The 21,550-nt window shown below is 56.9% G+C and carries 16 protein-coding genes; 5 read left to right on the top strand and 11 right to left on the bottom strand.

Annotated elements, in window-relative coordinates:
• Positions 1 to 35 precede the first annotated feature (35 nt).
• The 9 genes from ACF8AM_RS22505 to ACF8AM_RS22465 all read right to left on the bottom strand — a co-directional run bounded on the left by ACF8AM_RS22505 (position 36) and on the right by ACF8AM_RS22465 (position 11,906).
• Positions 36 to 1,295: a Zn-dependent hydrolase gene (locus ACF8AM_RS22505; protein WP_392557811.1), complete on the bottom strand. Its 1,260-nt coding sequence runs from the start codon at positions 1,293 to 1,295 to the stop codon at positions 36 to 38.
• A 5-nt stretch (positions 1,296 to 1,300) separates the two neighbouring features.
• The gene (asnB, locus tag ACF8AM_RS22500; protein ID WP_392557810.1) at positions 1,301 to 3,220 is read right to left on the bottom strand and encodes an asparagine synthase (glutamine-hydrolyzing); all 1,920 of its coding nucleotides are present in this window, start codon (positions 3,218 to 3,220) and stop codon (positions 1,301 to 1,303) included.
• Positions 3,221 to 3,276: 56 nt separating this feature from the next.
• Positions 3,277 to 4,359 (bottom strand): aspartate carbamoyltransferase, encoded by a 1,083-nt coding sequence (locus ACF8AM_RS22495; RefSeq protein WP_392557809.1) that lies wholly within the window; start codon positions 4,357 to 4,359, stop codon positions 3,277 to 3,279.
• Positions 4,360 to 4,487: 128 nt separating this feature from the next.
• Positions 4,488 to 5,924, bottom strand: a complete 1,437-nt coding sequence (locus ACF8AM_RS22490; protein WP_392557819.1) for a sodium:solute symporter family protein — start codon at positions 5,922 to 5,924, stop codon at positions 4,488 to 4,490.
• Positions 5,925 to 5,932: 8 nt separating this feature from the next.
• Positions 5,933 to 6,220, bottom strand: a complete 288-nt coding sequence (locus ACF8AM_RS22485) for a hypothetical protein (RefSeq protein WP_392557808.1) — start codon at positions 6,218 to 6,220, stop codon at positions 5,933 to 5,935.
• A gap of 604 nt (positions 6,221 to 6,824) precedes the next feature.
• Complete coding sequence (locus ACF8AM_RS22480; protein ID WP_392557807.1) at positions 6,825 to 7,319, bottom strand: hypothetical protein; 495 nt, start codon at positions 7,317 to 7,319, stop codon at positions 6,825 to 6,827.
• 62 nt (positions 7,320 to 7,381) lie between these two features.
• Positions 7,382 to 9,601: a type II secretion system protein GspD gene (locus ACF8AM_RS22475; protein WP_392557806.1), complete on the bottom strand. Its 2,220-nt coding sequence runs from the start codon at positions 9,599 to 9,601 to the stop codon at positions 7,382 to 7,384.
• Positions 9,602 to 9,649: 48 nt separating this feature from the next.
• A complete protein-coding gene (locus ACF8AM_RS22470) occupies positions 9,650 to 10,297 on the bottom strand; it encodes a hypothetical protein (protein WP_392557805.1) in 648 nt (215 codons plus the stop codon).
• Positions 10,290 to 11,906, bottom strand: coding sequence for a hypothetical protein (locus ACF8AM_RS22465; protein WP_392557804.1), 1,617 nt, complete (start codon positions 11,904 to 11,906; stop codon positions 10,290 to 10,292). The genes ACF8AM_RS22470 and ACF8AM_RS22465 overlap by 8 nt, the downstream gene beginning before the upstream one ends.
• Before the next feature lie 359 nt (positions 11,907 to 12,265).
• Between ACF8AM_RS22465 and ACF8AM_RS22460 the strand changes: the two genes are divergently transcribed.
• From ACF8AM_RS22460 to ACF8AM_RS22440, 5 genes are all read left to right on the top strand, one after another.
• Entirely contained in the window at positions 12,266 to 13,756 is a 1,491-nt protein-coding gene (locus tag ACF8AM_RS22460) for a hypothetical protein (protein ID WP_392557803.1), read from the top strand.
• A gap of 59 nt (positions 13,757 to 13,815) precedes the next feature.
• The gene (locus ACF8AM_RS22455) at positions 13,816 to 14,535 is read left to right on the top strand and encodes a hypothetical protein (RefSeq protein ID WP_392557802.1); all 720 of its coding nucleotides are present in this window, start codon (positions 13,816 to 13,818) and stop codon (positions 14,533 to 14,535) included.
• A 302-nt stretch (positions 14,536 to 14,837) separates the two neighbouring features.
• Positions 14,838 to 15,860, top strand: a complete 1,023-nt coding sequence (locus tag ACF8AM_RS22450; RefSeq protein WP_392557801.1) for a putative zinc-binding metallopeptidase — start codon at positions 14,838 to 14,840, stop codon at positions 15,858 to 15,860.
• 78 nt (positions 15,861 to 15,938) lie between these two features.
• Positions 15,939 to 16,964, top strand: a complete 1,026-nt coding sequence (locus tag ACF8AM_RS22445) for a D-alanine--D-alanine ligase (RefSeq protein ID WP_392557800.1) — start codon at positions 15,939 to 15,941, stop codon at positions 16,962 to 16,964.
• 305 nt (positions 16,965 to 17,269) lie between these two features.
• Positions 17,270 to 18,004 carry a hypothetical protein gene (locus tag ACF8AM_RS22440; RefSeq protein WP_392557799.1) on the top strand — a complete coding sequence of 245 codons (735 nt, stop codon included), beginning with the start codon at positions 17,270 to 17,272 and terminating at the stop codon, positions 18,002 to 18,004.
• 29 nt (positions 18,005 to 18,033) lie between these two features.
• Here ACF8AM_RS22440 and ACF8AM_RS22435 read toward each other — a convergent pair whose 3' ends face one another.
• Positions 18,034 to 20,349 (bottom strand): serine/threonine protein kinase, encoded by a 2,316-nt coding sequence (locus ACF8AM_RS22435; protein WP_392557798.1) that lies wholly within the window; start codon positions 20,347 to 20,349, stop codon positions 18,034 to 18,036.
• 70 nt (positions 20,350 to 20,419) lie between these two features.
• Positions 20,420 to 21,550, bottom strand: a 1,131-nt coding sequence (locus tag ACF8AM_RS22430) for an acetate--CoA ligase (protein ID WP_392557797.1), incomplete at its 5' end; no start/stop codon positions are given.

The following is a 21,550-nucleotide window of genomic DNA, read 5'->3' as shown; positions in this document are numbered from 1 at the left end:
CTTTTCAATGCGATCAATCGGTGGTGTCAAACAACTCAGAATTCTTGCCTGACGATTTCCGCTGTCTTGTTCGACAGCGCAGTGAGCGAGTGCAGCAACACGTTGGCGCCCGCCTCGATGTCCTGCCACGCGGTCCATTCTGCGGGCGAGTGACTTTGCCCGGACTTACTGGGAACAAAGATCATCCCCACAGGGATCATTCTTCCCATGATTTGGGCGTCGTGGGCAGCCCCACTGGGCATGATTTCGTATTCCAACTGCAATTTTTCGGTCTGCTGCTGAATGGTTTGGACGATTGGAACGCCACACTCAACCGGGCTGATCAAACTCTTCTGCTCAAACTCGAACATCAAACTTCGCCTGCGGGCGATTGCCGACAGAGCCTTTCGAAACGCATCGGCCAGTTCTTCCAAAACGTCCATCGAGGTGTCACGCACATCCAACGCGAATTCGACCAACCCCGGCACCGTGTTGGTTGCACCGGGAAGAATCTGAGCTTTGCCGATCGTCGCACGACTTCGGTCGCTGCCGTTCTCTTCCAAAATTCGCGGGACCTCGTGAGCGAAATCGGCCAGTCCCATGAATGCATCGTGACGCATGTCCATTGGCGTTGTGCCCGCGTGATTGGCTTCGCCTTTGAGTCGCACCGACCACGTGAACAAGCCCGTGATCTGGTCCACGACGCCGACGGATTTGTGCAGTCGATCGAGCACTGGCCCTTGCTCGATATGCATTTCGATGTAGCAATGCAGAGCCTCTGGATCGCGCGCGGCATCCAGCGCCGCGACCGGATCGTAACCGTGTCGTGTCATCTCGTCCTGCAGCGGGACGCCATTCATGTCGGTCATGGTCGCGATCATTTCCGGATTGATCTGACCGCAGACGGATTGCGACCCAAACATCCCGCCAAAGCGACCTTCTTCATCGCTGAACGCAATCAGTTCAATCGTGCGATCAGGCTGAACACCGGACTCTTTCAAGCAGCGAAGGCATTCCAGCCCAGCCACCACGCCCAGGGTTCCATCCAATGCCCCGGCACATGGTACCGTGTCGATGTGCGATCCCACCAAGACTCGCGGGAGGTCCGTTTTGCCAGCGAGCGTCGCGGAAATATTCGCAGCCCCATCAATCGAAGTCGGCAAACCGGCGGCCTCGATTCGATCGATCAGCCAGCGTTTGCCTTCGATGTCCGCGTCCGTGAACGCCATCCGGTAGATGCCATGGTCGTCTGGATTGCGGCCGATTTGAGAGAGTTCCAGGATATCGGCTTTGATCCGTTCCAGATTCACTTGCATGGCGATCAATCCACTGCCGGCAACGGCAGGCCTTCGATGTATTGGCCATGAAGCATGTGCAATTGCAACACGTGATTCATGACGATGTCGTTGCGGCGTGCGATTGTGCCGTCGGTTTCTTTCCAAGCGTTGTCAATGAACTGCATCAACTTGTCGTGCTGGAAGAACCCGACCGCATCGACGCGGGATGGCGTCAACCAGTGATCGATCATTTCCTGCACCGCGGCTCGTTTGACCGGGTCAGTGTGAGCCGGTGGTGCCATGAAAGCGAACTTCTTCCGCTCGTACAGTTCCCGTGGCAACACGTTGACCATGGCTTCGCGAAGCACCCATTTTTCGACGCCATCGCGGATGCGAATGTTCGGCGGTATGGTCGTCGCGTACTCGGCGACATGGTGATCCAGAAACGCAGGGCGGGCTTCCATGCTGTTGGCCATGTCCATCCGGTCACCACCCCACGTCAGGATTTGGCCTTCGAGCATGGTTTTGCTCCACGTGTACTGCGACACGTCCAAACGATGACGTCCGCGAACTTGAGCCGGATCGATCGCACCTGCGACCTCGCCAACTGGATCGTATTCTTGCAACAGATCCGTGAGCGACGAAGAGAGGATGGGTTCGAATCGCTTCAGCACCAACATCCAGGGCTGAATCCACGACGGAGTGAACCCGCAAAGATCTTGCCAAGCACTGTGCTGCAGGTCCTCTTCGGCCAAGATCGCGCCGGCAAAGATGCCTCCCTCGTCGTCGCGTCCCAACCAGTCGCGTTTGAAGAACGGGTACCCGCCGAACAGTTCGTCGCTGCCTTCACCAGTGATCACCGCTTTGTAATTGCAAGCTCGAACACGGCGGCTCATGTGCCATTTGGCAACCGCTAGCGTGTTGTAAAACGTCCGTTCGGCATGCCAAGTGGCTCGTTCGAACGCGGGCCCGTAAAGTTCTTTCTCGGTCAGACGCAGCAGTTCCTGTTCGGCACCCGAGCGTTCTGCCATCCGTTTCGCGATGTTGGATTCGTCATACTCATCGCTGTCAAAGGCGATCGTGAACGCTTTGACCGGCGACTGCTGCAGCGTGTTGGCCAGCCCCAGAATCGAACAACTGTCGATGCCGCCGGACAAGTAACACCCGACGGGCACGTCTGCTTCCAAGCGCGCCGCGACGGCATCGATCAAACGGTCTTGGACACCCTGGACGAACGGTTCGGGATCCGCGTGCTCGTCATGTGATTCCGGGAACTCGAAGTCCCACCAGCGTTTCGTTTGGACGTCCAGCGAATCGCCGTTTTTCTGAACCACCAACATGTGGCCCGGCAGCAACGCATCAACGCCTTCGAACGCGGTCGATCCCGGCACCATGACTTGCATCATTTGGTGAACTGCCGCTTTGGGGCACAACCGAGGCTCGACGTCGGGGTGTTGCAGAATGGATTTGACTTCGGATCCCCAAACGATCCCGTTGTCGTTGACCGCGAAATACAACGGCTTCACACCAAACCGGTCGCGGATTAGGATGAGTCGTTCTTTGCGGTCGTCATACAGAACCACTGCGAATTCGCCGCGAAGGTGATCGACCATGGCGAGATCGTGCTTCAAATAAAGCGGTAGCGTGATCGCGCTATCGCTCTTTCCATTGCAATCGTACTTCTCGCACGCGAGCGCGGTGCGAATGCGTTTGTAATCGTACAACTCGCCATTGACCGTGACCGCATAATCCCCGTCGTCGGTCTCGATCGGTTGATGCCCACATGCCAATCCGATGATCGACAACCGCGTGTGCCCCATCGCCAGGCCACGTTCCTGAAAGAAACGGCTGCCGCGTTCATCGGGACCGCGATGGTCCAGAACATCGAGCATAGGATCGAGCGCAAACCGCAATTCGCGTTCGTTGGTGCGAGATGGATTCCAAAATCCGGTGATGCCACACATAAACGGTGTTGGTGATTCGTAGAAATGAATGAGAATAAAGAATGGAACGTCCGCGATCAGATGCCGCTGATCCGGTCAGTTCGATCCAAAACAGCCGCCAGCAAAGCTTGCCGAACAAATACCGCGCCAGCCGCCTGGGCGAAGTAGAGATTGTGTTCGGTTTCGTCCAAATCCTCGCTCAGTTCCGCGTTCCGAGCGAGCGGGTGCATGATCACGGCGCCGGGTTTGAACGGACTGCTCGCGTCGAGACTGTATCGTGAATCCAAGTTGCGATAGCTGTCGCCCAGAAACGCGATGGAGTTCACATATACCACGTCCAACTCAGGAAGGACTTCCTGAACATCGTTCGTGATTTCAATGGGGATCGGGGATTGCTCGATCGGTTCGGTCAAATCCAAACCAACCGGGTCAGCCATCTCACTGATCAACGTGATCTTACTGACCGCACCGGTGAACATCAGTGACAACCGCAAGAAACTCTTCACTGCGCGCATCGATCCGGGCGTACCGATGATCCCCAGGTGGACTCGCTTTTCGGGTGGGCAGTCGCCCGAGTGCAACTCGGGACGCCACTTCAACAACGCATACCAGTCAATCAACGCTTGCGTGGGATGATGCCCCGAACCGTTGCCAGCGTTGATCAACGGCCGTTTCAGATTCTTGCGGATTTCGTCCAGACTGTTTGTGTCCGGATGACGCATGATGACCACGTCACCATAGGTGTTGAACATCTCACCGATGTCTGCCAGCGATTCCCCTTTGGCGATCCCGGTGACTTGCCCATCGGGAACCGACAAGACTTTCCCGTCAAGTCGCTGCACCGCACTTTCGAACGACAACCGCGTTCGCGTGCTGGGTTCGAAGAACGCCGTGATGGCGATCTTCCCGTCCAGCGGTTTGTCCATCTCGACGTTGCGAGACTCCAAAAGCGCAGCCAGCTGAGCAATTGCCAAAATCGTTCGACGGTCGAACTGGCGCGGGTTCAAAATCGATTGCCCCGCGAGCGACTTCAGCCTTTCGCGGTCAATGACTCCGTCGAACGCATCCAGCAACGACAGCGGTGACAACTTCTGCCCCTTGGAATTGGTCGCCGATGCGCTCAGAGCTTCAGACACTTGTTGGTTGGAAAGTGAATTCATTGGATTACCAGATTTGCTTGTCTCGCAAGTCGATCCACAAAAATCCGATCAGCACCGCTACGCCGATGACACAAAGCACCAGGCTGCCAATCACTAAAAGTTGAAAGAAGAAAACCGAAAACATTGGCTCAGTCATCCGCCAGGGTATCGAATTCAAAGTCGTCCGGCCAAATGAAACAGCAGACAGCAAAAGTGATGCCTGACACCGCCGCCCCAATCAAAGATGCCGTGAACCAACCAATCTGGAAATACGCCACCAAGCCAAGCGAACTTCCTAGGACCATCGAAGCACACGCCGCGATGGGACTAGCCGACCGGAAATACAGCCCACATAGAATCGGCCAAATGCAACTGCCGACCAACGGTCCGGCAAAGAACAGAACCGTCGCCAGTGACCCCACATTCGGAAACGCCGCCACCCAAGCGACCGCCCCCAGCCCGATGATGGCGATGGCAGACCATCTGCGTTTGGAAGGATCCGAGGCGTGCTTTTTCCGGACGCGAAACTGGATCGGTTCAGCGATGTCGTTGACGATCAAATCCGATGTCGCCGCCAGCAAACTATCAATGCTGGATGCCAAAGAACAAAAGACAACCACAAACACCAACAGCGCGCCACCGGTTCCCAACAACGAAGCCGCGACCAAGGGGCCCGCCGTGTCGGGTTCGCTGATTCCGATCCCAAGAGCCGGTGCCGCCAACCCCAAAAAACCGGCCACGATGGGAACGGGCAACCAAAGCACGCCGCCCAACGCGTAAGCTTTCGGGCCGACACCTTTCCGCATCGCAAACGCTCGGCTCCACCAAACGTTGCTGTGAAAGATCTCTCCCAATCCAAATAGCAAATTATTGAACAACGCCATCAACGCAGCGGGGAAGAACGCGGACAGCAGCATCGGACGCTCGTTGCTGAGTTTTTCATGCACCTCTTGAATCTCAACTTGCATCAAAACCGCCACGGCCACCACGACCAATCCCGCCAAAATGATCAGGCTTTGAATGAAGTCCGTTCCGATCACCGCGTACATGCCACCAAACAACGTGTAGGCGACGCACACCAGCACGACAGCCGACATGCCGACTTCATAGGGAATGCCTGACAACACGTTCAGCAGTTTGCCACCCGCCATCGACATCGAAACCAACCAAGTCACCGCATAGAACAACGAGATGATCAAGAACGGAACCGTTCCTAGCCATCCATAGCGTCGTCGCATGAATTCAACTGCGGTGTACCCCTTGGGCATCAATTGTCGAATGCGGCCGCTCATCGGAGCAAACGCGAACAACCCAAAACTCGCGGTGGAATACGCCAGCATCCCCCAGATCCCAAGCTGCAAGGCGTATTGCGGGGCCAACATCGTTGTGTTGGAGGTGATCCACGTCGCCACGGCGGTCGCGGTCCCCATGGCCAGCCCCACGTTGCGACCGGCAACGGCGAACCCGTCATATGACTTGGCTTGCCGTCCCCACCACCAACCAAGCGCAATCCACAACACGCCAAACATGGCCAGCAAGATGTAGCCGGCTTCGGCGCTGAGAATGGTTCCGGCATTTGCCAGCATCACGTGATTCACGATCGGGTTCCTCGCACGATCACAGCGACCACAGCCAAGAAAACAACGGCACCGACAGCGAGCAACACCATCGCTTGCCATACTGGCCAGTGCTGAACCTGCACCGTCGCAGGCGTTTCCGAACGGGCGACCACTTCACCTTCCGAATTCAATGCTTCGACGTGATAGAGATACGTCCCATCGGGCAACCCAGAAACGAAGGCGATTGGCAGTGTGCCCTCGTAGACGACACGCCGAGCGGACTCACGGTTGTCACTCAAGGATTCGGACGAATCGGATTCCAATGGTTCTGGATCAGATGATTCTAAATCCTGACCATCTGATGGACCGGAAACGCGTGCCCCGTCGTCACTTGGATCCGATTGATAGACCCGGAAGGAGCCGGAAAAACTTCTCGTATTCGTCACATCCCACGTCAGTTGAAAATAGCCTTCCCGAGACACCAGGGGCTTTTCCAGAATGCTGGGCTGAAATGCAACCGATGGGATCGATTCAAAACCATCCGACGGTTCTTGACCGGCAACAGGCGAGGCCTGAATCAGAAAAATCCACCCGGTGGCTGCGAAGAAAGCAGCGAGTAACGGGCGAAAAAACGAACTGCCTCCAGGGCACCAGATAAGTCATTTCCGTCGGGGTGATGCGAGCGGACCCAAGATTGCTTGGCCGGTTCACGCTGAAAAGGTTTGGAAAACAAAGCCTATCAGATGCCCTGATTCGAAGAAACCGCAGGCGACCCCGCAGATGGCGTCCGTTGCAAGAAATGCCAGTCTCTGCGTCTTCACGCGACTGCAGACTGAACACAAGCGTGAGCCCCGGGGCGAACAGGACGACCCTGCCGATTCAAAAGAGGGAAGAAGGAATCGCAAGGCCCATGAGAGGCAGAAGGATTCAGGGCGTCTGAAACATGCTGGCTTCCCAGATGAAATTCCCGTTCTTCAGACGCACTCTCGGTGGGATCACTGCTAAAACCTCCGCGCCGCCCACCGTGTCACCTTCGGACACAAACTGCGTCTGTTCCCCGAAGCGAATGATCGCGCGTTTTTTTCCCACGTCCGCGAATCCGAGCACGATGTACTCGGACGCTTTGGTTGGCTTGGCAACTGCAGATGGCGCCGATTGATCGATGTGAAAGGGGTCCTTGCGATCCGGGAACGGCGGCTCGAAACGAATCGTCTGCGTCCCCGCAGATGACTTCCGACCTTCTCCACGAATCCCAAGATCGGATTGAGTCTGTTGGTCCTGCAACGCGACCCGCCGAATCGTGTTGATCGATTCCGAGTCGACACCACACCCCGGCAACACCACAATTTTCACGAACAGCAAAGCGAACGCGATTGCCCATTTGATTCGATTGGAACGCGTTTGAATTGACGTTGCCGACATGGTTTTCTTGTGGGTTCGAATTCGCTGGGATTTTGACAGTCCAGCCTCACCTTGCTCCGCCATCACGGTTGCCCCATCGGGTGAATGTGAACGGGTGGGTACACCGGATGAGTCTCCAGACCGGAAGACGAAAACTCGTCGGCCCGCAGTGGTTGATTGACCTTCGATTCTTCCATCATCATGCCATCGGAATAAAACAGACCTGGATCCGACGTTGGCACGCCGGATGTTGCTGACCCTGATGGCGTCAGTTCGGACGGTGCAGAATCGAATTCGTACAGAGGCATCATTTGCCCAGGCACCACCGGTGCCGGGTGGACCAAACCGGGATACGCCAACTCCATCGGAACAATCCCTTCGCCACCCAGCATTTGCAGATCACTCGTGCCACCGTTGACACGAGGTCTTGGGTGGTGATTGGGGCAATTCAAATCACGGCAATAGGGCGTTTGTGGGCAAACCGTTGCGTACGGGATTGATTCCAACTGACGGTTCGCGACGCATTGGGCTTGGCGAGATCGTTGATTCCCCAAGTCGTAGGGCGAAATGATCTCGGGCTTTAGGAACACGATCAATTCGCTTTCACGCACCTGTGTGTCGTGACTGCGAAACAGTTTGCCGATGTACTTGAGATCTTTCAGGTAAGGCACCCCGCTGACGTCTTCGATGATTCGTTTTTGCCGCAGACCACCCAGAGTGAACATATGACCGTTGGCAACTCGAACGGTGGTCTCAGCGGTGCGACTGTCGATCACAGGATTGCTTTCCACTTCGCCGACTTGAACGCTGTATTCAGGTTGAACTTTCAACTCAATCGTGTTGTCGTTGCTGATCCGCGGCGTCACTTTCAAGATGATCCCCGCGTCTTTGAATTCGACTTGAGCATAGACGACGTTGCTTCCCTCCGCCGCGTTGGCTGCCACAATCGGAATCTGCTGAACGATCTTGATTGACGCCTCGCGACGATCCACAGCGGTGATGGAGGGGTCCGCCAAAAGCTTTGCTTCCGCACTGCTGTCGAGCGCACTGAGCAGAAAGCTGGTGTCGAAGTTGTTAGTCAAGGTCCGGATGCCCATCGTGGTGGCACCTCCTGAACCCAGCGTCCCAAATGTCACCGCTTGTTCCACGTTGCCCGCGAAGTCAGCGAGGGCCGATTCATCGGTCGTGTTCAAACGAAAATCGCGTCCCCAATTCACTCCCAATTCTTCGAGTTCTTCCAAGCTGACGTCATAGATCAACGCAGTGATTCGAACTTGTGCCCGCGGCACGTCGAGTTGCTTGAAGGCTTGCGAAGCCAGGTCCAACTGTGAGCGATTGCCCTTGATCATGATCCGGTTCTCTTCTTCATAAACCGCCACGATCGTGCCTTCGCCGAGCGCTTCCTGAAGTGCTTCTCGCATTTCAGATGCTTCGGTGTACTGAGGCGTCAGATAGATCAACTCCGTCGCCATCCGGTCATAGACACTCGGTGAACCCATGTTTGCACGAGCATCGGACGAGTCCTTTGATCGATCTCCCGCTTCGCCATGCGTCGATTGTGCATGGGGCGACATCGCAATCAACATCTCCTGCACTCGATCGATGTTGGCTTTGTTGTCGACCACCAACATCGCCCCGCGGCCAACCGCTTGAATTCGACCGCGTTCAGACAACAACAACTGCGCCGCCGAGATCGTGGCGTTCATCTCGTTTTCATCCGTGGTCTGAAATCGCAATGTTCGCGATTCGAACTCAGGGCTTCCTGTTCCGACTTCATCCAGAGGCAACACAACCAAACTATTTCCGGCCGCAATGTAGCCGTAGCCGGAGGAGGTCAAGATCGCGGAAAGCACATCTCGCAACGGAGCGTCCTTGAAGACCCCTGAAACATTGCCAGTCACCTTCTCACCAGCAACGATGTTGATGTTCCAAAGATCAGACAGCAAAAACACCACTTCTTGCAGCGGTGTCTTGCGGAACGTGATGCTGCCTCGCTGCGACAAAACCTCATTGATCGACAAAGGAGGCCCCGAGACAGGACCGCCACCAAGACTCATTGTCGCTGAGTCCGCCACAGAGTCCTCAACCGGGTTGGTTTCCGTTTCGCCAGCCAACGAAAGCGAACCGTTCCACGTCATCGCAAGCGTCAGCAAAGACATGCCCAAGGTGAGCGAGGCAGATTGAATCCTTGCCGCGCGTGCCCGTCGATGTTTCGCACGGCGCGACGTCATTCGACTCACGAGCGAATCGCTCGGAGCGGAAATGACAGGTTCAAATTCTGACGCGGAGCCTTCCTTGGCCATGCGTTGATTCCTAATGGTGAAAAGGGTGTGAGCCGACGTGACGCCGTCTCACTTCCGTCGCAACAAGCTGCTTCCTGCGACCAGTTCGTCTTCGTCCAACACGGTCCGCTGCAGTCCATACAACGTGATCCGCAATTCCAAACCAATCCATTTGTTATTGGAATCAGTGGGTTCCAACCCCAAACTCTCGACCGTCATCAACCACCGCTGGCGATTGATACTTTCCGTCACTTCCATCACTGCATCCAACGAGCCATCCGCGACCAAGGTCAACGAGTGCGAATGCAACTCAAAGTCGGATTCCATGTCCATCTCAGGCAGTCGTCGATTGTGCGGGTCATCTCCTTGAATCGCCCAGCGACGTCGCTGCCCATCTTCAATTTCCAAACTCCGCAAGGTCGCGTTGCTTTGGCGAACAATGCTGATCACCGTGTCACGAACCTGTTGAATCTTGTCCGGCGTGGTCGAACGTTCCTGCAATTGCTGGCGTTCTTCTTCCAGTGTCGTTTCGATTCGTTGCAACCGCACGTCACGCGATCGCTGCGTGTCAAATTCTTCTTCCAGTTTTGACAGTTCACGCTGACCTTCACGTAGCTCTCTGTACTCATCGACCAGTGGCTTTCCGATCACTATCAACGCAACGAAACTTCCTGCCGCGACGATCCCCCGGATTAGCCGGTCATTCGGTTTATTCATGGGACGCCCCCTCACGATGCTGTCCTGGCGTGCGATCGATCCCCATTCCCAACCGAATCTGAAAGATCAAACCGTCGTCATCGGCGCTCGCGTTGGTCCCCAACAGAGCGACTTGGTTGATTCCCGGCACACGACGGACATAACTGATCACGTCGTAAATGTCGTTTTCCTGTGCGGTCCAGCCTTCCAAGTGAATTTGCCGTTCCGAATCCAACACCATCGATCGCAACCGGGTTTGAGCGGGCAAGCACTGAGCCAGTTGCGTGACCAATTGGTGAACACCCGGCGCAAACGCTTTGGATTCGATCGTTTGCAAGTGCGTGACAACCTCGCGCATCTCATGCACGCTCGCCATCCGCACTTGAGTTTGCCGCATTTGCGTCTCAACAAATTCGCGTTTCTGACGTTGACGTTCCGCGCGAGACCGTTCGTTGGCCACCACCGCAAAACCAAGCATCAATATGCAAACCGCCGCCGCGACCGGCCAATAGGTGACCGTCATCTTTCGCACAAGCGATTGTCCCCGATCGCGACGAATCTCTTGCAGCAAATCAGGTTTGGGCATCTCGTGGTTGACGATCAATGGCAACACCGCTGCCATCACCGCAACGGTGTCACTGGCCGCCAATGGAACGTCGCAAGAAGTCGCTTCGCTGTCATCCGCCGAGTGATTCCGATGCCGGTCAATCTTCCAGGCCGCGGATTGCAAATCGATGGCAGACACGGAAAGCTTGGAATTGTTCGCAAAGTGCCGAACAACGGGATTCACTTTGTCGACACCACCTCCAACGAAGAGCTGATCGAGTTGGTGATCCGACATCCCGCGGTGACGCTGACAAAATCGCTGCAAGCGTTCGAGGTGATGATCGATCACGTCCGCGAACTCTTTGCCGTCTCTCGCCGCAGCAGGCCGATAATCCAACAGCAATCGACCCTCGTATGAGATCCCAACCTCCCAGGACTGACCGAACGAATCGGCAATCAACACAGGTGCGTGGCGATCCAGTCCCAACCATCCGGTCAACCGAGCCAAGCTGACCAGGGAAGGTTCCAACCAAGCGATCTCGACATCGCACATCCGGAACACTTCGTACAAGTTCTGAAGACGCACGCGGTTGCCGACCGCTGTCAGTGCATGTTCCATCCCCGGGCCGATCGTTTCTCGCATGTGTCCCGTGGCTTTGCCGCCCGGGCCCAACTGCAGGTACCGAGGAATCCGCCCCGCCAACGCAGAAAGATCGCGATCGACGTCCTCAACCGTTCCCACAGAAATGCGGGTGACGCAGAAGTCACCGCTGAGCGAGATCGCAATTGGATCATTACCAATTTGATGGCGCTGTTTCAGTTCAGAGATCGCCTCGGCCATCTCAATCCATCGACCACTGTTGATCCAACCCTTGGAATCGGAACAACGAATCTGATCGACCAGCATTTCGTCGGCGGGTTCGTTCAATTGAATCGCTTCTGCTGAATGACTGGCAATGACCAGCATCAAACGATCGTCTTCAATTCGCAATGCGACTCGCCGCTCGGTCAATGGACCATTCGCCGAGCGACCCAAGGGCCACCGCCATCCGCGATCGTTGTTTTTGGTTGCAGAGCGATTCATATGCTCGTGCCAACGGCATTCACCCCCTGCCCACTGAGCCTAAAACCCCACCAGGTAGAAAGATTCCACCTGCTTTCAGTTGACTGCCCCGGTCTTGGCAGCAATACCGAACCGGTCGGCAGCACCGTGTTGGCAAAGTGTTACGATAAGAACAGTCGATTCAATTGCTCGGCAGGCAACGCGTTTGCCTCGCCCCAGCCTCGCCCCAGCCTCTCCATGACCTGAACTCAGGCCGCCCCCTCATGATCTCTTCTCTTTCAAATGGTTCGATTCATGGCGGTGACGCTGTGAATGGCACGAACCCAAGTAGGAATCGCGGCCACTTCGCCTGCGGCCGTCCGCAAGGTCGCATCCTGGCGATGTTGATCACGACATTCCTTTTCAGTTTGCTTGGTGCACCATCGGCATCCGCACAAAACGGATCGTTCCTGGAAAGCCTCTTTCGATCGATCGCCGAGAAGAAGTTGCAAGAGGAGATGTCGAAACGCGAAACCAATCGAGGCGACCGACCTTCCGCCTCACGTCCGGCACCTCGCCCCGGTGATTTCCCTGCGGGTCCACTTGGTCCAGCCAAACCTGGGAACCGTCCGCCACCGGATCGTCCTCGCGATGACCACCGTCATGACGGTCCCCGGACCATTCGCACGAACTCCCGAGAGGTTCGTCAATTTGCCGAGCACTTGATCCAAATGGATCGCGAATTGGCGGCTCTCAAAGACGCCTTGCAAAGCTTGTCGCGACGTGACGCGGCCGTCCGAGCCTTGTTGCCCGAGACCTATCAGGTTCAAGCCCTCACGCGCACGGTGCTTCATCAATGCGACGGGGTCCACTCGCTTTCGCCACTCCGCGATCCCTATCGCAGTTTGGACCAACGTTGGCGAGAGCTTTCTTTTCAAGTCCGATCCTTGCCAAATCGTTCGGATCAACTGCGAGCGATCGTCGCCAGTTGTGATCAAACCGGCCGCAAGCTCTCTCGCCAGATGGGAATTGCTCCCCAATTCGATCGCCATGGCTTGCACGATCAAATGATCATCGCCGCGACGTACATGCAAGCGTTGCTCGATGATGTTGAAACCGCCCGGGTGCCTTCGGACCAAGCCCACGACTTGGTGCACCGCGGCCGATTGCTTCGCGAGGCCATCCTGGAAGAAGCTGACCGTGCCGAGGCCGTGCAGTACGACGAAATTGTCAGCCGCTTCACCGATTTCGTGGCTCGTTGGCAAGACTACGCGAGTGAGTTGGCCATGCTTCGCGATCCGGTTCTGGACCGGCGTCTTGCTCGCATCGCCCAGTGCGGCGACCAAACCTATGCGCTGCTATGGATGCCGCCGCCACCACGGCCAACGCCCTTGCCGCCTCCTGGCTACCCGTCCCCCGGATACCCCGGCCCGATCTACCCTGGCCCCATCTATCCTGGCACAGGTTATCCCGGGAGCGGATTCCCAGGTGGGGGCTCCAACCAAGGTGAGCTGTCGGCTCGAACACGCCAAATGTTGATGTCCGACGCCGCTTCATTGGAAGGCTCCGCCGAATACTTCCGAGCCGATCTGAAACGCTATGCCCGTTACTTGACACCCGATTCGTACGAACGCGATGTTCTTCGCGGAACCGACCGGTTGTACGAACTCGCGAAAAAGTTGCATGAGGACTTGGACCGACGCCAGCCACTGGATCGATTGCAACGCACCGCGGCGGAGCTTGCGGAGGTCTGGGAATCGCTTTCTGACGAGATTGGTCACATTGATTCGCATGGGTTGACCGGTCGGCGAGCGGATTCGATCCAACAACGCTTTGAGCAAATGCTGCCGATGGTTGGTTCTCTGTCCGCTTCGCTGCTGCCCACTCGGTAAGCGGACACGCAACCGGCCCCGCCTCTTTTTATCCCGCTAAACAACAGTCCGACTCGCCCATGAGCCATCGTTCCGTCCGCTGCCCGCAGTGCAAAACGACCGCCAGTGTTCCCGCGTCGGTGGTGACCGCTCGGTGCCCATCGTGCGGCCATGTTTTCAGTGTCGAATCCGCTCAAGTCGCAGCGGAACCTCAGGCCGCGTCAGCGAAACCGCCGAAGAAAAAAGCTTCTTCGCCGGCCGGTGACCTCAACATCCCATTGCTCGCGGGAGTCTTGGGAGGAGTCCTGGTTTTCGCGATGGTCGGGGTGCTGGCGGTCATGTTCGTGGGCGGATCTGATTCTTCCGCGTCATCCGAAACGGGCGGGTCTCTGGCATCCGACGTGGCAGCCACAGATAACGATCAACCGGTCCTGGTCGTGCTCAGCGAAGAGGAACTCGCGGCGCTCCCGATCGCAAACGTTCCCGAAAGCAAACGCCGAGCGATCTACGACCAAATTCGCGACTCCGCCCGGACCACAATCGAGACTCCGCTGCTGGTTCCCGACGGCAATCCAGTGCGTTCGACAATGGAGAAAAGCCAGCAAGCCATCCACGACAATTCGATGCGTCAGTTGGCCGCTCTGCACGATATTTCGATGGACGACATCGCGTTGATCACCGCCGAAGGCGATGCGAAAAATTGGGATCCCAGTCCGCGGAGTCATGCTCGACGCAACGGCAAACGTCTGTACCCGGAAGAACGAAGTAGAGGTTGGAAGGGAACGAGCCCAGGCAACTGACAAAGTTGCACGCCCGTGTTTCATGACTTCTTTTTCAGTCGTCTTTCAACTCGCATCTGACGAGAACGCAAATACACTGAGCGACGACCAATTGAATGTCATCCGGAAAACGTCTCAACGAAGTGTTTCCCAATGGCCACTCCCGCGACGGATTCGATTCCTAAGCACGTGAGCGGGAGTCATTGGGCTTGATCACGTAGCGGCGTCTCTCCGAGACGCCGTTATTTACGAGTCTCAGAGAGACTCGCCTACGTGAGGTTCTACCCAGTCACTCCTGCCTACCCGCTTAGCACCACGGATTGATGGCGAAACGCAAACCGGATCTCGATTCTCTTTCCGACGAGCAATTGCTCGATATGCGGATCTGTGACCTCGGTGTCACGATCGCGAATTCGCCGTTGAAGAAACGCATCGAGCAGCTCAACGCCGAGCTTGCCGACCGCGATCTCCGATTCACTCCCCACTGTTGGTTAAGTGAGGATTGGTTCTCACCCGATGAAATCCCTGGGATCGCCATTCCGTTTTACTTGGCGCATCCCCGGCTGATGCGACTGGAACGAAAGCAGTTGCTGGAGGTCGAAGGTGGCACCCACGAATGGTGCATGAAGATTTTGCGGCACGAAGCCGGGCATGCGATCGACACCGCATTCCGGTTGCGACGCAAAGCCGTTTACCGCAACACATTCGGCAAAACCTCGCTGCCTTACCCAGAATACTATCAGCCCAAACCGTCGAGCCGCGATTACGTTTTGCATCTCGACATGTGGTACGCTCAAGTCCACCCGCTGGAGGACTTTGCCGAGACATTTGCGGTTTGGTTGCGTCCCGGTTCACGCTGGCGAACTCGCTACAAAGATTGGCCAGCGATTGAGAAGTTGAAGATGGTGAACGAACTCATGACGTCGCTTCAAGGCAAAAAGCCGCCGGTGCAATGCCGAGCGACCTTGGACCCAATCAGCCGCCTTCGCAAGACCTTGCGAACGCACTACGAACGCAAACGCCAGCACTACGGATTGGATCTCCCCAGCGTCTACGACAATGATTTGCGTCGATTGTTTTCTTCCGACGACGCTCACCGCCGCAATGTCACCGCGGCTGCTTTCCTCAGTCGCATTCGTACGGAACTGCGTGGCTCGGTCGCGAAATGGACCGGCGAATACGCCTACACGATCGACCAAGTCATTCAGGAAATGATCGAACGCTGCCGAGAACTGCAACTGCGTCTGGGGACATCGCCCGAAGAAGCCAAACGCGATGCCATGATCCTGGTCGCCGTCCGCACGACCAACTTTCTCCACGAAGGAGGCCACCGTGCAGCGGTTTAAAGCGAGCCAATCCAGCCTCCAATCTCCCGGACTCCCCAACCGCATCAGCCTGGATTCCTGCACGGCAGGAGACCTGCCATGAGCAAGCTGCGTGTGTTGGTGCTGGTCCGCGAGGGCAACGTCCCGCCGGACTCCTTGGAAGGTTTCACCGACCAAGAATCGGATCCGTGGAAGGCCGAGTACGATGTCTGCGAAACACTTCGCGGACTCGGTCACGAGGTCCTGCCACTGGGAATCTTTGACGACTTGGCTCCCATTCGGGCTGCGCTGCAGTCGTTCCAACCCGACATCACTTACATGTTGTTGGAAGAATTCTACGGCGTGGTGACCTACGATTTCGCGGTGATCAGCTACTTGGAATTGATGCAGCAACCCTACAGCGGCTGCAACCCGCGAGGATTGATGCTCAGCAAAGACAAAGCGTTGTCCAAAAAACTGCTGATGTATCACCGCATCCCCACACCTCGATTCGCGGTGTTTCCCAACGGCCGAGCTGTCCGGCGCCCGAAAAAGCTGGAATTCCCGCTGTTCGTGAAGTCCACCATCGAAGACGCCTCGTTCGGAATCGCCCAAGCCTCGATTGTTCACAACGATGAAGCCCTGGCCGAACGAGTCGCCTTCTTACACGAGAAAACTGGCGGCGACGTGATCGTGGAACAGTACATCGAAGGGCGTGAACTGTATGTCGGCGTGATGGGCAACACCCGCTTGGTCACCTTCCCAGCGTGGGAAATGGACTTTGGCAAAATGCCCGACGAGTCCGCCCGGATCGCGACCAGCCGCGTGAAATGGGACCGCAAATACCAAGAAAAACACGACATCACCTGTCACGCAGCAGAAGGTTTGACGGATGTTCAACAGAAACACATCGCCAAACTCTGCAAACGAGTCTACCGAGCACTCCACATGAGCGGCTACGCACGGATGGACCTGCGGATGACGGCATCCGGCGACGTCCACGTGATCGAAGCCAATGCCAACCCCAACATCGAATACGGCGAAGACTTCGCTGAGTCCGCCGCCGCAGCAGGCATCCCCTATGAATCGCTGATCCAGCGGATCCTCAATCTCGGTCTCAGCTACCGAGCGGCCTGGATGGGATGAGCCTGGGCCGATCGAGATGAAATCGTATCAACTTGCATTTTCCAATGGTCCATTTCACTCTTTCAATGAGTCGCATTCGGTTCGCGAACTCACCACCCTGCCAACATGTTCATCAGCCCAGGGTGAGCCCAATCCGTCGGCGAGCCCCTGAAATCGTCCCCGGCGGTCCTTTCCGATCTTGCCTAACCAGACCCTCATTCCTGGCGATGAATTTCGGTGGGATTTATTCCGATGGGAACCATTGGATGGATCGGTCACCGCCAATGCACGTCGCCAGACGGGCCAGCTAAGAAGGATCTCAGGCAATGCCTCTGAAGAAGCTCTGGAATTCTCTGCGTGGAGTCACCTCTCAACCGAAGGTGACTTCCGAGACGTCCCCTGCGGTCACCTCGCCGGAAACGACTGCCCCGAAACCGGCAGCACGTCAAAAACCAGCGAGCAAACCCGCCGCCAAGGCGAATGTAGCTGCCAAAACGCCTGCGGCACCGGTGGCTGCTCAAACACCGGCGCCCGCCGCCAAAGCCAAGGACGCGAAAACCAAACCAGCCGGCTCCTCTCGAGGCGTGCTGTCGATGCTGTCGCGTGGCGAGCACGATGGGTTGGTGAAAACGCTGACGAAGCTTCAGCCCGTCAGCGTTTTGGAAATCGGCGTCGGCGATGGTTCGCGCACACCCGCCGTGGTGAATGCCTTGGCCGAAGCCAACCCAGCTCTCAAGTATGCGGTGATCGACCAGTTCGAAATGGTCGGCGGAACCGTCAAACTTCGTGACTTTCACGGCCAATTGACTGGACTGCCGATTCGTCCCTCCATCATCCCAGAACCATCCGCTCGCGGGGTGGTGACGGTTCTGCATCGCTTGGGCATGATGGACGCGATCATCCTCGATCCTTCGTTGGATGCTGAAACGTTGGCCGAACTCGAAACCGTGCTCAGCAAGGTCTCCTACGCGGACACTCAAATCCTGCGTCAATCCAACGGCAAATGGCAAGCAACCGCGTCCAACTCCACGACGCTGCGAGCGACACGCCGCGCCGCGTGAGCCTGCTGGTTGCGTCCCTTCCGACTCGTTCAACGGGTCAAAGCGGTGTCATCCAACGTCGGATTCTTGGTCTGCCCCGGCTGCGTTCGCGCGGCCTGGTCAAACTCGTTGGCCCACCAATCCGCTGACTTGGCCTGAGTCCAACGACCGGCCTCGGGAAGCGATTCCAAAGCTGCCGTGCAATCCGCCACCGACTTGAATCGCTTGGATGGGGAACGGTCCAAGCATCGCATCAAGATGTCTTGCAGATCACTTGGCAATTCGCGATTCAGTCGATTCTCTGGTCGCAGCGGCACCTGTTCGAGCTGTTTTAGACACAAATCGATCACCGAGTCCCCCTCAAAAATCGGGCGTCCGGTCAACAACGCGTAGCCCACCGAACCGATCGAGTAGATGTCCCCGCGAGGCGACGCAGCGGCCGGATCGCGAATCGTTTCGGGTGCCATGTACAGCGGCGTGCCCGTCATCGCGTCAGCGCGCGTCACGCCTTCTTGCAACGTCAAACTCGAATCGCCGCCGATGTCCTTGACCAACCCAAAGTCCAACACTTTGATGTGATCCCACAGCCCACCGTTGGCACTGACCAAAATGTTGGCCGGTTTGATGTCGCGGTGAATCAAACCCGTCGCGTGAGCCTCCGCGATCGAGCCACAAATTTGCAACAGAAAGTGCACGGTTCGCTCGGGCGATTGAGGCCCGTAGTAATCGATCAGTTGCTGAAGCGAAACGCCATCGATGTACTCCATCACGTAGTAGAACGTTCCATCAGGATCCGGATCGCGATCGTTTTGGATGGCAGTCTTGCCGACCTGCGATTCTCCCGTCGCGGCACTGCACTGGCCGAAGTCATAGATCGCGATCGTGTTGGGATGACGCAGGGTCGAGGTCAGTTGGACTTCACGGTGAAAACGAGCCACCGACTGAGCGGACAACCGCTCGCCCTCCAACACTTTGATCGCGACATCGCGACGTAGGTATTCGTGGCGTCCGCGATAAACCGTACCCATCCCGCCGACACCCAACAGTTCCAAGATCCGGTACTGACCGATCTGGCGACCGTCCCCGTCCTCTTCCAGTTGCCGCTGTTTGCGAATCGCTCGGTGTCGCGAATAGGCGATCAAACACAACGCGATTCCGACGAAGGTGACCACACCCGCCAAAGTCGCAATCAGCACTCGGCGCAGAATGGTCACCGGTTGATACGCCTCGGCCACATCGATTTCGGTGGCAATGGCCAAATCAAACTCGGGCAACCATTTCCAAGCCCCCACCACCAATGCACCGCGGTAGTTTCGATACCCCTCTAAATCCATTCCGTCGGCACGCCGGGTGGCTTGATCGGCCATGCGGGTCAACGGCAACTTTTGGTCCGTCGGTGAGACAGCCTGGCCAGCCAGAATATCCGCCCCAGGATCACGCACCTGATAATTCAGCACGCTGCGTCTGGGAAACCCTTTCTCAGCCAACGGCATTTCAAAGCGACTGGTCGACAACATCCGGCCTTGGCCGTCGATCGCATAGGATTCGTCGGTCTCACCGGAACGGGTGATCTGCAACAGGTGACTGAAGCGATCATTCGCATCCATCACCCACCCGATCGCGCCAAAACACTGGTTGCGGTCCATCAACGGGGACATCGCAATCATGATCGCGGTTTGATCCTCTCCGCCACCCAACCGCTGAGGTTTGGCCAATGTCGGTTTGCCTCCGATCAACCGCTCTTGATTGACTTTGGAGAATTCAATGTGCTCCCCGATCATCACATCACGACTGCTGGCCTGGATCATTCCGCCACGATCCATCAGCACCCAGTGAACCGTTCCGATCAATGGCGGAATGGCTTCTGCCAAATCACGCTGGATGGATTCACGTTCTTCCGGGGACAGCGGATCGTCACCACGCAGCAACTGCAAACTGAGTCGCCGGACCCGTTCGTCATTGGCGTAACGTTCCGACTCGCTCTGCAAATCAGAAAACATCATCTCCAGCGAGTGCACGTTCGCCGCCAAAACGGACTGCAACGTGTGAGCCACCAAATTCTCGGTGGCACGCTGAATGGCAGATGCCAAGATCGCACCGGCCATGCACGCGGCCAACAGAACCACCAACAGGGAAACTCCCGTCGCGACGCGGCGACGAGTGAACCAGGGCACTTTCTGCCGTGAGTACAGCGGGTGTTCTGATTCGGGGCCGTTCAGCAGATCGGAATTGGCTGCGAAAACGCCGGACGCGAGCGTTTTGGCACCTCCGGCGATTCGGGGAGCGCCGTTTTCGCTGGCCGGCCATCCGTCCACGGACCTGCCAAACGACTTCGGCGTGTCAGAGGGAAACGGATCACCTGGCATGGAGCATGCATCGGTTCGCTCAGGAACCGATCTCGTGGAATCGAAGAAGCGGGGTCAGGGCCCCACCACTCTAGTCTTCCTCTTGCAATTTCGCGAGCGAGGAAAGGTCTTCCAGCGTCGATGTGTCCCCCACCAATTCGCGTCCCGCGGCGACATCTCGCAGCAAACGCCGCATGATTTTGCCGCTGCGAGTCTTGGGCAGTGCGGCGGTGAAGCGAATGTCGTCGGGCTGGGCCAACGCACCGATTTCCTTTCGCACGTGCAATTTCAGCTCCTTCCGGAACTCATCGTCATGCCGACGCTCGTTGGAGGTGACAAATGCCGCGATGGCTTGCCCTTTGCAATCATCCGGACGTCCCACCACGGCGGCTTCGCAAACATCGGGGTGAGAAACCAAGGCGGATTCCACCTCAATCGTGCTCAACCGGTGCCCGGACACATTGATCACGTCATCGATCCGTCCCATGATCCAGTAGTACCCATCGGTGTCGCAGCGAGCGGTGTCGCCGGTCAGGTACTTGTTCGGAACATCGGACCAATACTGCTCCACGAATCGCTCTTCGTCGCCGTAGATCCCACGCAACATTCCGGGCCACGGTTGCGAGATGCAAAGCTTCCCCCCATGCTCGCTGTCCACTGAATTGCCGAGTTCATCGACGATGCTCGGCACAACGCCTGGCAACGGCCGCGTGCAAGATCCTGGTTTCGTTGGCGTGATTCCCGGCAACGGGCTCATCATGATGCCGCCCGTTTCGGTCTGCCACCACGTGTCGACGATCGGACATTTCTCACCGCCGATCTTCTTGTGGTACCACATCCAGGCTTCTGGGTTGATGCCTTCGCCGACGCTGCCCAACAATCGCAAACTCGACAAATCGTGCTTGTCGACATGTTCGTCGCCCCACTTGATGAAGGCTCGAACAGCGGTTGGCGCGGTGTAAAGAATGTTGACTTTGTGACGCTCAACGATGTCCCAGAACCGATCTTCCGCGGGGAAGTTCGGCGCCCCTTCGTACATCAAACACGTCGCCCCAGCCGACAACGGCCCGTACACGATGTAACTGTGACCGGTGATCCATCCGCAATCCGCCGTGCACCAATACACGTCGTCTTCGCGGTGGTCGAACACCCACTGAAAAGTCCGCTTGGCCCACAAGTTGTAACCCGCCGTGGTGTGCAAGATGCCCTTGGGTTTTCCGGT

Origin of the sequence: Rhodopirellula sp. JB055, assembly GCF_043100905.1 — a bacterium.
Classification (GTDB): Bacteria; Planctomycetota; Planctomycetia; order Pirellulales; family Pirellulaceae; genus Rhodopirellula.
Note: the sequence above shows the minus strand (reverse complement) of the source record. Positions and strands in the feature narration are given on the sequence as shown.